The organism is Flavicella sediminum (genome assembly GCF_006381105.1).
GTDB classification, from domain to species: Bacteria; Bacteroidota; Bacteroidia; order Flavobacteriales; family Flavobacteriaceae; genus Flavicella; species Flavicella sediminum.
In genome coordinates, this window is sequence record NZ_VDET01000010.1 from 1 (window position 1) to 12657 (window position 12657).

The following is a 12657-nucleotide window of genomic DNA, read 5'->3' on the forward strand; positions in this document are numbered from 1 at the left end:
AGTACAAATGCAGCAGCTGAATCTTTTAACGCCAAAATCAAAGACTTTAGAAGGAATTTTAGACGCGTAACTGACCTAAAATTTTTCTTATTTAGATTGATCAAAATTTATGCCTGAAACTAATAAGACCCAGAAATTGCACCTGATCCATAATATTTCAAATAATTTAATATGTCAAACAAAAAAAAAACCTTGTAAACATTAAGTTTACAAGGTTTTAAGCTTATTTGAATTCGCTTTTGCGGTCTGGACGGGACTTTTCAATAAGAATTCAATTCACTAAAAATCAGTATTTTAAGTTTTTGATATTTTTAAATGTACCGAAATAAGAACCTGTAAAAACATACAAACTCTTATCAAAACGTCGAATTTATTATAATTAAGTAATTATATGTATTCAATTTGACTTTACTAAAACTAAATAGTGAGTTTAAAAAGAAACAAAATCACCTATCTATTTATTTTGTCCCACAAAGATTATTCTTTTACTACTTGACTTGACGGAACTATGACCTCTTTGAAAACATTCAACCAATAAATCAATATACTTTGCCAATCTATGGGATGATTGTATTTAAATCTAAACTTACTGTTTTTTTTATAAAAATAAAATAATCTAAAGCACTTTATAACATCTCAAAAACAACAGCTTAAAAAACACAATTTAAATTAAACCTCTTCCGTTATAAGCTCTCGTTATTACGAACTCATTGTTTTTTGAATAGCAGTTATTAAATTTAGCTTTGTTTCTTCAAAATCGAGTTGTATTGTTTGCTTACTTATATAAGCTTCTTCCAATAGTTCAAAATTAATTATGGGCAACTGGAATGATTTAATTTTTACTTGCTCTCCATTTGCTAATTCATCTACGATAGATAATTCTGAATTGTTTGGAGATTTCATATGGATCGTATTCGGATAGTACAGTACGATGTTGTTTACTTTAAACCGAACTGCATAGGCTAACATTTGATACAAATCTGTTTGAGAAATTCCCTTTTTGGCATCCTTTTCATCAGCATATACAATTTTGTATTTGGTATCTGCTATGTATTTTTTACCGCCAACGCTCAGGTTTAAATCTGGTTTTAATTGGAAGTTTTTTTCTTTATCTAAGTACCTAGACCCTATTTGTGCTTTGGCCTTAATTTCTTCTATCTCTTTGTCTATAAATCCAAAAATAAAGTCTTCAAATACGTATTCCATAGGTACTAGAAAAGCAAAGAGTTTTAGTGAGTTTTTATAATTGAAGGACACACTATTTTCTAAAAACAAAACACAATAATCTCTAATCGTTTCAAAAGATGAAAACATAGGATTAAACGTCATCCTCTTCATTTTATCAGCAGTTATAGGTATATCCTTCACCTCATCCAAGATGAATAAGATATCGTTTAAAAAACGTTTGCTTTGACTTTGTTTTGTTATGGACAGCAGCAATTTAGAGACAAACTTTACACAACGGTTAAATTCATTGTCTATTTCAAAAGAATCAAATTCACAACTAACTTTATGATAACGCCCTTTGGATACATTGTTCTGTATATAACTATTAAAATTTACATTGCCTTTCACATAAGAAAGTTCTCTACTAACCTCTTTATATTTTTGATAAATAGAAGAGTTTAACAACTCTCTGGTGTATTTGCTAAACAGGTAAATTAAAATTTCAAAGAAATCGGATTTCTCATTTGATAAACCAGATAAGTAGTTAGGAAATTTTAATTTCCGACAATAACTTAACCACCATAAAATATGTTTGTTAAATGCATGTACGTCGCTCTCAGAAGGTTCTTCACTTTTGTAGAAAATTTTAGGTAATAGGTTGATTGTTTTTCCTTCAAAATGAATAACACCTACATATTTATTCGATTTAAGCGTTTTTGACTTGTGTAAAAACTGAATAAAACGCTGTTGCTCAACTCTGTTGTCTTCTTCGTTAAAATAATAACTTGATTTTTCTCTTTTCGCCCATATATCATCTAAAAACACTTCCAAATCTTCATATTGAGATTTTGGGAATTCTTCAGCATTTTTATACTCAAACAGATTAATCATTTGCTATGATTTCTAAAGGCCAATTATCTACCTTATACGCTTCCGCTTTTAAAACCTCATTTAGTATTTTCTTAACTTCAATTTCATCATTCATATAATACTCCAACAGCAATGGAATTACCTTATTATTGATGGTCTTTTCAAAATCAAATGATTCGTTTTCGCCACACATAAAATAAGAGTGTCCTATCGTAAAATCATGACCTTTTCCTGATGCAACTATTGCCTCATTCAGTGTTTTTAAAAACTCCGACTTATGAATATTTGGAAGATTATATTTCGGATACATCGGTCTGAATTCAAAACGTCTTCGTAGCGCAATGTCTAAAAGTGCAATGGATTTATCTGCCGTATTCATGGTACCAATGATATACAAATTAGAAGGCACGATAAACTTTTCACCTGAAGGTAAAGTTGCGCTTAGCGGAATTGCTCCATGAGATCTTTTATCTTTTTCAATTAGTGTTATGAGCTCTCCAAAGACTCTTGAAATATTTGCTCTATTTATTTCATCAATAACGATCACATAATTCTGTTTTTCAACAGGCTTTACATTGCTTTTTCCGTTTTCAAGTAATCGATTTAAAATTGGGTTGTAATAAGGTTGTAAACCACCTAAAATAAGATTGTTCTCTCCATTAGCATACATCTTATTTAATGTATTGATACTAAGTGTATGTACAGAATCCCCTTGGTTTTTTCTAAATTCAATTGATTTTTCTCCAACTTCTGTAATGTAAAATGATGTCTGTTTCATTTTAATTTCAAGCTCTTCAAGATCCCCTTCATGAAGTGGCGCAATCAATTCACTAAAAACTTCATGAAACTCCTTTTTAGCCGCATCAGGATTTTCCGAATCCTTTAAATTTTTAAGTGCCCTATCCGCTATTCGTTTAAAAACGCCATCACTTTTAAAGAAAGACAATTCACCACTTAATTCGGTATCAGGTCTAAGACCTTGGATAAAATCTTCGTAACTATAATTTTGGTGAAACGTAATGAATTCAACGCGGTCGCCTAGGTTTTTATTAAAAATAATTTGAGCATTTTTATAATCTAATGCTTCATCTTGCTCAATAATTTTAGCCGCTTCTAAAATTGTATTGTATGTTTTTCCTGTTCCTGGAGGACCATAAAATATTTGATTTAGTGGTACGTTTATCATCTGTGGCTTGCTTGTTATTAAAGGAAAAGCTTCTGAGAAAATTTCTTTTTTAAAAGCGGTGCTGAAAAATATTTTTTCCAATGATCTCGAACTGTGTTCTAAATATCCAGACTTTTTGGTTTTTATGAGTTCCTTCTTTGCATCTGATAAAACAGCATCAAAATTATTCAAAATTTTGGAGGTTTCTAAAGTTCTAATATACCAATCAGAAGGTTTTGACGCGTCTAAATAACCAAATAGATTTCCTGATTTCTTAGGCTCACATGTAAGTACGTATCTTTGTCCTATTGTAAGTCCTACTATGTTTGTTTCTGTAAGGTTGTAACATACTTTTTGATCTCCTTCTTGAATTGAAAGAAATTTTAGGATTAAAGATATGTTTTTGTATAAAAATTCAGCATTTGTATATCCAATTTTTTGTAAGCTAGCAACAAGTTTATCATGATCACTAACAACGGTTGTTTTGTTCTTATTTCTGCGAAGTTTCAATTTAGTTTGCATCTCCTCAAATTCTAAAACGGATATTCTAGCTGCCTTAAGCTCCTTATTTCTTCCCTTTTCTTCTAGTATGGCTTCATCAACTAATAGAAGAATGGTTTTTAAATCTTCTGCAACATCATTCAACATGCCATTCAAAACAGTGTATTTTTCTTGACGTTGTTTGGTTTTTAGTGTAAAAATCTTTTGTCCCTCGTCTGCTTTGTGAGAAAACGAAAAATGAGGTGCTAGTTTTTCTTGCAAAGATTTCACAAGATTTAAGACAGCTGTATTTTGAGCGTCCTCAGGTGAATTCGTCTGTATAAGCTCAAATGTATAGCCATAAAAATCATCTCTATAATCAAAAATAAGACTGATACAATCGCCTGATGCACCTGGATAGGATGTTGGTATATTCCAAAAGGTGGTACTGAAATAACGAGATTTTAGCGTTCCTATAAAATAATCACCTTCTGCTCCTTTGGAAGCTCTCTTTCTAACAGAGAATGTGAAATTAGGATCTACTTCACGCTTCTCTTGGAGCCATGTATACACTTGACTTTCATATTCCGAATAATTAATCATATCAAATCTATTTCTTAAATATTATTCACTATTATTTTGTACTATTTCACTATCAAACCCTTTTCCCACAAAGCCAAAACCACATGCATTTGAGAATTAGATCTTTTATCTCCTAGCTCTAATTTCTCCCATATTTTTTTTGGGGAAAGTCGAATTTAATTACTATTATTATCAAGCTTACCTTCAACTTGTCTTTCATAAATTTCTTGCATATCTCTAGATATTAGATCTTTTTCAGCAGGATCTAAATCTTTTTCTATCATTGCTTTTACCGAAGAAGTAATAGTATTCCAAGCAATTTTTTCATTTTTAAAATCACTTATAGGTTTAGCTTGAAACGGTAAGGCGGAAAACCTCTGTAAATTATAAGGATTTTTTCTACCCCATGAATAATGTTCTAAAATTACAGGAACTATTTTAACAGATTTATCATTGTCGTATCTATCGATTGCTTGTTTAATTTCTTTTTCAACAATATATTGTGTGCTGTAAAAATATTCACTTACCATAAAAAAGATAATATCAGCATCATTAAATTTTTCTTGAATTTTGTCATCCCATTCATCTGCAGGATTAAGTAAAGTACAATACCAAGGTTTATCAATTAACTCCAAATCGACAAGTGGCTTTAAATATCTTCTAAAGGTATGAACTCTAACTAAATCTTTCTTCGAATATGATATAACAACCTTCTTTCTTTTTATTCCACCTTCTATAAACATATTATAATTTTTTAATTCAAAAACTTTTGGTTCAATTCGGTTAGCTTTGTTATCATTTAAACTTTTCTCAGTAAATATTAATTTACCTTCTTTAGCATATGTGTTAAGTAGCTCATATGAGATATAATCAATCCCATCTGTAGTTACAGTCTCTTCAATATCATAGTCCTTATTAATTTCATGAATATATTGAATAAGTCTATTTACAAAATCAGTTTGATTTTTATTATTCAATTTGAATACGTCTATGTATGCGTTCCCTTCGTTATCACCTAGGTGAAATTGAATTTTTACGACTTCATTACTTATAGTATCTTTGATTATTAAACCATCACGCCAATAATAATAAAAGTCTCGGCCTGAAGAATTGTCTTTAATTACAAATTTACCATACTCTTGAAAAAGGTTAAGAATTACATTTTTATGAATAAATCCTTTGTAAATGAATCTTCTAAAAGGTTTTTCATTATCCTCAATAAATAAACTTAAAATTTTTATTGGTTTTAAAGGTAAATAAAGAGGAGCTATATATTTATCCGAAACTGGATGTTGAAATATCATTTTAAAATCTATCATCAGTTTTATGATACTCTCTTTTGCACTTTTACTAATGGAATTTTTAAAGATATCATCTAAATATCCCATTTCAAATTCTCCCTTTTTTAAAGTTAATCCCTCTAAAATTTGATGAATTTTATTTAAGACCCAACTCTTATCTATATAAATTTCTTCATTATTTCCTGGGGAGGATGGATAATAAAGTATTAAACCAACTTGTTTCAAATAATTAGCTAAATATCTAGTTTGATCGAGGGTGATTGCAACCTTGGTAAAGGAAGAGCAATAAGATTGAAACTTCTTAATATTAAGAATAGGGTCATCATTATAATTTTTTAAACTATTTTTAACTTTCCCATAATAAGCTGGCAACTGTGCACCAATAATTGATGTGTTATTTAATATTTCTTTAAAAACAGAATCAAAGTATGTAAGATTTCTTCTATTATTTTTTATTGAAATATTGATAAAGTCATAAATAAATGGATATAACTTTTTTAATTTTTTGTTATTTAGACAAACAATGTCTTTTGTACTTTCAACTTTATTCTGAATGACCAATACATCACTATTATATTCATCTGATTTGTTTATTTCAAAATCAAATGTTTCAGTTTCATCATCTTTAATGTAATGCTTAACAGAATCCAACCAGTATTTCAGTGGATAATCTTGAATTTCTGTCTCTAAAGATTCACCCTTCTTATTTTTTTGAAGGATATTTCTCAAGTCTAATTTATTGGAATTTTTATCCCATAATAGAAGATAAATTGTATTTGAATTATAAAATAAATGATGCGTGTCATGAAAATAATCATGTCCTCCAAAATCAAAAAGATTAATTGTACATTTTTTATTTATTGAATCAACAATGTCCTTACTTATAATTTCACGCTCTTCAAGCCAATTTGTGGGAATGTGATCAATATCTAATTCTTTTTCATTGTCAAGATATTTAGCCAATGTTGTTTTACCGACTTCACTGTTCCCTATTAAAATTAATTTAACATCTGTATTTATATATTTTCTACCAGATGCCAGTTCATTAAAATAATTTAGAACCGCTTTTTTACCAATATTAACAATCTCCAATGGTGGTTTTGCTAAAGGGTTTTTAGCAACGTTAATAGTATACTTCTCCCATTTGCTGTTAGTTATGTTTATTTTTTCAATAATAACTTTAATATGTTCTAAGTCTTTGATTTTATTAGCATGTATATCTATAGTAGTAATATTTGGTGAATCTTTTAAAAAGGAAATACTCTGCAAGTTATTATTACTTAAATAAATTTCTTTTAAATTACTGATTTTTAAATATTTGTATACTTTATGTATATCATTATTATTTAAGTGTAATACTTTTAAGTTATCTAATTTTGATAAGTTTGGAATTTTATAAATTAAATTGTTACTAATATTAATATACTCCAGTTTAGTTAAATTCATTAAAGGAGATATGTCAAATATTCGCCAACTGATCCAATTCTTTTTATTTATATTCCAATCACCACCAGCAATTAATATTTTTAAATTTTTTAATTTTTCAAATTCCAATGGAAGCATTCCAATATTGTTATTTCCATTTGAATTTTCACTAACCTCTCTATGCCATTTACCCTCCCTAAATTCAGCCCACTCATTACTTAATATTAAAGTTTCTAAATGAGTGCAATCAAATAATTCTGGTATCTCAAGTAAACTGGTTAAATTACTTTTACCTAAATCTAAAGTTGTTCTTTTATGAAGTAAATTACTTTTAATTTTAGATTCAATTGAACTTAACCTATTTGTACTATAGTTAATTATCGCATTTTCCAAAACATATTTAATACTACTAAAATCATGTTTAGAATGTTCTGAACTGTAAAACACATCTCTAATACCTTTTGTTAACTTGAATAAATATGCCTTAAAAGACTTTACAATTTTGTTGTCAATAAATAAATATATTATTGAATTTGGGTACTTGTCTTTAATAGTAGAAATAATTTTTCTTTCATTTATTAAATTTTCATCAATTATTGTACTTACATAAATAATAAAAATATTTCCTGCTTTTTCTCCAAAAATGTTATCTAAACTATCAAGTTCAGAATCTTCAATTTCAGATATAGACAGCTTTACAGCATGTTTTTTACTAAAAACAGCATTGATTAAATTATTATTGTTTTCTAAAATATTGTTGCTAAACAGATTCTTAACTAAAGTTGTTTTACCAGAGCTTTTTTCACCAACTATATGTATATGACAATAGCCATTAGTAGGTTCTTCAGTTTTAGTTATTTGATTAGTTTGAGTTGGACCAAAACCTACTTTTAATAAATTATATACTTCCTCATTAATTTTTGTTGTAGGTCTCGCTTCTACATTAATACCTCTTGAAGCTAAATATTCGACTGCTCTATCGAGTGAAATATTAAGTTCTCTTAGTACTTTATTTAATCTAAGTGTCTTGTTATTCATAGCATGTTAATCATTTTTGCTTTTATCAGAATTAACTACACTTACCTGCCCATTCATTAACATTGGCAACAACCAATCTCTTAATTCGGATAGTTTTTGGTTTTGTTTAAAAATGTTTATTCTTTTATTTTCAATAGATTTAGTAAGTTGATTAAATTGTTCAATCAAATTATTGTTTGGTTCTAAAATTTTAAGTTTTTTTATTGATTCTAATCCTAAATTTTTAATTGTTGAACCCGTTGCAATATTCCAAAACACTTTTTTCATATGGCTTTGGTTTAAGTATTCATAACAATAAGTTCTATGATTTTCTTTGCAATTAATATAAGCAGAACTTTTACCTAGCATCACTTTTTCATTATTGTATATCGCTAGGTTTCCTAAAGTTCCATTGATGGATAATAAAATTGAATTGTTATTTAACTCAATAAAATGTTTTTCATATTCTTGAGCACTTACTTTTTTAGTGTCATTATCAGTTGAAATAAACCCATTTTTTAGATTATTTCCATTAATAAAACTATAATCAGATTTTTCTACATACTTCGGTGTTCCATGAAGACCGTCCCCAATTCTTGTACATAAGTTTATAATTTCTTTCACCTCCCACCCCTCAGGAATTTCTCTCTTCAATTCTTTATTAAAAACCATTTTACCTCCAGAAGATTTATAGGGTTTATCGACTCCGCTCGAAGTGACAATTGGAAAATCAAACTGAACAAACCAATAGTCATACAGCGTTTTTGCCATGGCTTCTAATTCTTGGTTTATTTTGTTGTTGATTTCTATTTTGGCATCTAAATCTGAAAGTACTTTGGCTAAAAGATCCTGTTGCTTTCTTTCGGGTAATGGAATTGGACATTCTCCAAAAGATTGAGCATTTAGGTTTCCTCTAGTACTACCCAAAGAAAAATTCTCTACCCATAGTTTATAGTGATTAGTTATTGTGTAATATCTTAAGTATTTTGGATTAACTAATTCTGAATTTATGCCAAATTTTATCAAGAAACCTGCAAAAGCTAATCTTCCATTCTTTGATTCATGAAAATATGATTTACCTGTAGAATTTCCTGTCCGCGCAAAAACAATATCACCTTCTTCTAAAATGTACTTTTCAATATCATCGGATGTAACACTTTTTTTGCTGTTATTCAAAAGCTTTCCATCTACTGAAATATCAGTTATTCTTAAATACCTTGTCTTATTGACATCATAATCTTCAGCAATTGCGGGTATTCCATAAATACCACATTTATCAGAAAAGCAGAGGTCTTTTAATAATTTACTTTTCATACCTCAACCCCTTTAAATTCATCTGAATCTCCTTTTCTAATTCTTTAGACTCAGCAAACAAGCCCTCTAAATTTCTTTCAAAACCCTTCATTTTAGTTGAAAATTCCTCTAAGGTAATATCTACATATTCAATTTTTACCTCAAAATACTGCCCAGCACTTAAAGAATAGTTTTTTGCTTTGATGTCGTCATACGAGACTACCACAGAAAAATCTTCTTTCGCTTCTTTAGCATTAAAGATGTCTATAATTTGTTGTTCTTCGGTTTCGCTTAACACCGTTTTTTGGTTTTTACCTTCTTTTACTTTAGTTCCCAAATTAGAAGCATCTACCAACACCACGTCTTTGGTATTGGCTTTGTCTAAAAACAAAATAGACACATTGGTACCCGTAGTTGCAAAAATATTAGAAGGCATGGATACCACCCCTGCCAACATTTTACTTTCTACGAGTTTTTGACGAATTTTTTTATCAATCCCACTTTGTGCGGTAATAAATCCAGTAGGCACTACAATGGCCGCTTTACCTGTGCCTTCTTTTAAAGAATGCATGATGTGCTGTATAAACAGCAAATAAATAGCCATAGATTCTTTTTTGGTTTTTGGAACATTTGGGATTCCTGCAAAAAAACGTTCTTTATTGGCTGGCGTTTCTAAATCGGCACTGTAATCAGAAAAATCCAATTTAAATGGCGGATTCGACACGATATAATCAAACTGTTCTAATTGTCCATCTTCTTGTTTGTGGTAAGGATTTAATATGGTATTCCCTTTGATAATATTCTGAATGGAATGTACCAGATTGTTTAGAATTAAATTCAAACGCAACAAGGCAGAAGATTTTTGAGAAATATCTTGAGAATAAATGGTACACTTTTCTTCGCCAATGGCATGTGCAATATTCATTAACAAAGTACCCGATCCTGCACTCGGGTCGTAACAAGTTACATTGGTCACCTCTTTATCGGTAACCAAACAAGCTGCCATAATTTTGGCTACGGCATGTGGTGTAAAATACTCTGCATATTTACCTCCACTATCTGAATTGTAGTCTTTAATTAGGTATTCAAAAATTGTTGCAAAGAAATCGAACTTCTGCTCGAAAATATGTTCAAAACTAAAATTGACCAATTTGTTCACCAATGCTTTGCAGAACTCATCTCTATCATCTGTTACATATTTGCTAATATTTTCAAACAATACAATTCGTTCTCCACCTTGTGTTAGTACAGAGAAAATATCATTATTCGCTCTGGCAACATCTAATAAGGTTTCGTCAAAAATATCGGCAAACTTGTCCTTGTTTTGCTGTTCAAACAAACGTGTCAATAAATTTTTAGGTGCAAGTAATGCTGTGTTTTGGTTGAGTTGCATGCTCAACATTTCTAAATCATCGTCAGAAAATGCTTTCAGTGCTTCATCAATATTATTCGCTGCTGCTAATTTGGGTTCTATCTTTTTTAGTTCGTAAACATATTTGTCGTTTAAAAATTTGTATAAAAATACTTGGGTAATAATTTTAAATTCATTTCCATCATTTCCTAAACCATAATTGGCACACACGCTTTTTAAATCGTCTATCAGTGCTTTGGTCTGGGTTTCAAACTGTGCTGTTTTTGTCATATTTATTCAATTACGAATTATCAATTTTTAATTACGAATTACGGGTATTCAATTATGAATTATGAATTATCAATTTTCAATTACGAATTACGGGTATTCAATTATGAATTATGAATTATCAATTTTCAATTACGAATTACGAATTGTTTTTTGAATGCTTCCAATAATTCTAAGTAGTTCTTCAATATCTTCTAATAAGGGTTCTGATTGTTGTTTTGTTAAATAATCAGTATCGGTTAACAATCTTATCCAATACTTTGTTTCTCGGGCTTCTTTATATGAAATGGTTAATTTGGCAAAAAAATCTTTTCTACTTTGCCCTCCTATTGCTTCTTCTATATTTGCACCTATCGACGTTCCTGAACGTAATAACTGTTTGCTTAAGGTAAACTCTTTCTTTTCAGTTTGAAGCAGCCTACAAATAGTTACAATTTTAATTGCAAAATCGAAGGATTTTATCTGTACGACATTTTCTTTCATCATTCGTAATTCCTAATTCGTAATTCTTAATTCTTATTTACCTCTATTTCTATTTAACACACTAATCACCAAACGCTTTACGGTTTCCATTTCTTCGGGCTTACTAGAAGCTATCAATAAAGTTAAACTGGCCAATGTATCGTTACTAATTATGGGTTGCTTTTGTTTGTTGAACAACATGTTATTGTGTTGTAAGAATTTCAGAAAACAAGCAGCTGCTATGCGTTTATTTCCATCAACAAAAGAATGGTTTTTTACTACCAGATACAATAGCATTGCGGCTTTTTCTTCTAATGTGGTGTAAAAATCATCTGTTCCAAATCCTTTTGCTATTTGCGCTACAGAACTTTGAAAACTTTGATCTTTTTCTTTTCCAAAAACATCAGAATCAAACTCCGTTAGCATTTGTTTGATAATTTGTTGGTACTCTTCTAAAGTTGGGTATTCAGCTTCTTTTGTAGATATTCCCTTTGCATCTAATTCTTCATGATCATAATCATCTAACAAGCTTAAGCCTTTGGCAAATATTTTCAACCATTGGTTGTCTTCTGTTTTGTCCTCTATGGCTCTACTTAAAATTTGAATACCATTTTTTAAAACACGTACTTCTTGTTCTTTTTGTTCTAAACGTTTTTGATTGACGGCATAGCCTTTTACTAAATAGTCTTTTAAAATACTATTTGCCCATATTCTAAATTGAGTAGCACGCGATGAATTTACTCGATATCCAACTGAAATAATCATATCTAAATTATACAATTTCATCTTACGAAGTTTTCCATCTGAGGCAACCTGTTCCATTTTGGAACAGGTTGAATTTTCCTTTAACTCTTTAGATTTATATATATTACCTACATGCTTTACAATAGCTGGTCTTTGTACACCAAATAGTTTAGCAATTAGATGCGCATCAAGCCAAACAGTATCTTGTTCTAATTTTACTTGAACCTCAATACCGTCAGTAGATTTAAATATGTCAATTTTATTTTCCATCCTCTTTGAATTTAGTCGTTGTATTGATTCAACTAACTCTTGCTCTTTTTTCTATATATTTTTTTATTGAACACTATCTATCGAATGGTTGTCGCATATTTTGCGACAAGCACTTTTCCTATTAAGCTACATAGCCATTGTATTCATTGATATATTCTTTTACCAATATGTTGTTAATACGTTTTACATCGGTTGCATTGATATCTATTTTTTGTTTGTTTTTAAATTGATTGATCACCAAA

At 29.5% G+C, this 12657-nt stretch carries 8 protein-coding genes; all 8 read right to left on the reverse strand.

The features are described 5' to 3' along the window. Nucleotides 1-699 precede the first annotated feature (699 nt). Entirely contained in the window at nt 700-2058 is a 1359-nt protein-coding gene (locus FGM02_RS11705; RefSeq protein ID WP_139958570.1) for an McrC family protein, read from the reverse strand. After that, a complete protein-coding gene (locus tag FGM02_RS11710; RefSeq protein ID WP_139958571.1) occupies nt 2051-4285 on the reverse strand; it encodes an McrB family protein in 2235 nt (744 codons plus the stop codon). The genes FGM02_RS11705 and FGM02_RS11710 overlap by 8 nt, the downstream gene beginning before the upstream one ends. Nucleotides 4286-4326: 41 nt before the next feature. Continuing rightward, on the reverse strand, nt 4327-4440 hold the full coding sequence (locus tag FGM02_RS18425; protein ID WP_394344441.1) for a DUF6979 family protein: 114 nt from the start codon (nt 4438-4440) through the stop codon (nt 4327-4329). After that, nucleotides 4441-8028, reverse strand: coding sequence for a COR domain-containing protein (locus FGM02_RS11715; protein ID WP_139958572.1), 3588 nt, complete (start codon nt 8026-8028; stop codon nt 4441-4443). It abuts the gene before it with no gap. Between the two features lie 6 nt (nt 8029-8034). Next, on the reverse strand, nt 8035-9321 hold the full coding sequence (locus FGM02_RS11720; RefSeq protein ID WP_139958573.1) for a restriction endonuclease subunit S: 1287 nt from the start codon (nt 9319-9321) through the stop codon (nt 8035-8037). Next, complete coding sequence (locus tag FGM02_RS11725; RefSeq protein ID WP_139958574.1) at nt 9311-10942, reverse strand: HsdM family class I SAM-dependent methyltransferase; 1632 nt, start codon at nt 10940-10942, stop codon at nt 9311-9313. Before FGM02_RS11725 ends, FGM02_RS11720 begins: the two co-directional genes overlap by 11 nt. Nucleotides 10943-11071: 129 nt before the next feature. Then, entirely contained in the window at nt 11072-11425 is a 354-nt protein-coding gene (locus FGM02_RS11730) for a four helix bundle protein (protein WP_139958575.1), read from the reverse strand. Between the two features lie 30 nt (nt 11426-11455). Then, on the reverse strand, nt 11456-12415 hold the full coding sequence (rhuM, locus tag FGM02_RS11735) for a virulence protein RhuM/Fic/DOC family protein (RefSeq protein ID WP_139958576.1): 960 nt from the start codon (nt 12413-12415) through the stop codon (nt 11456-11458). Nucleotides 12416-12657: the final 242 nt, after the last annotated feature.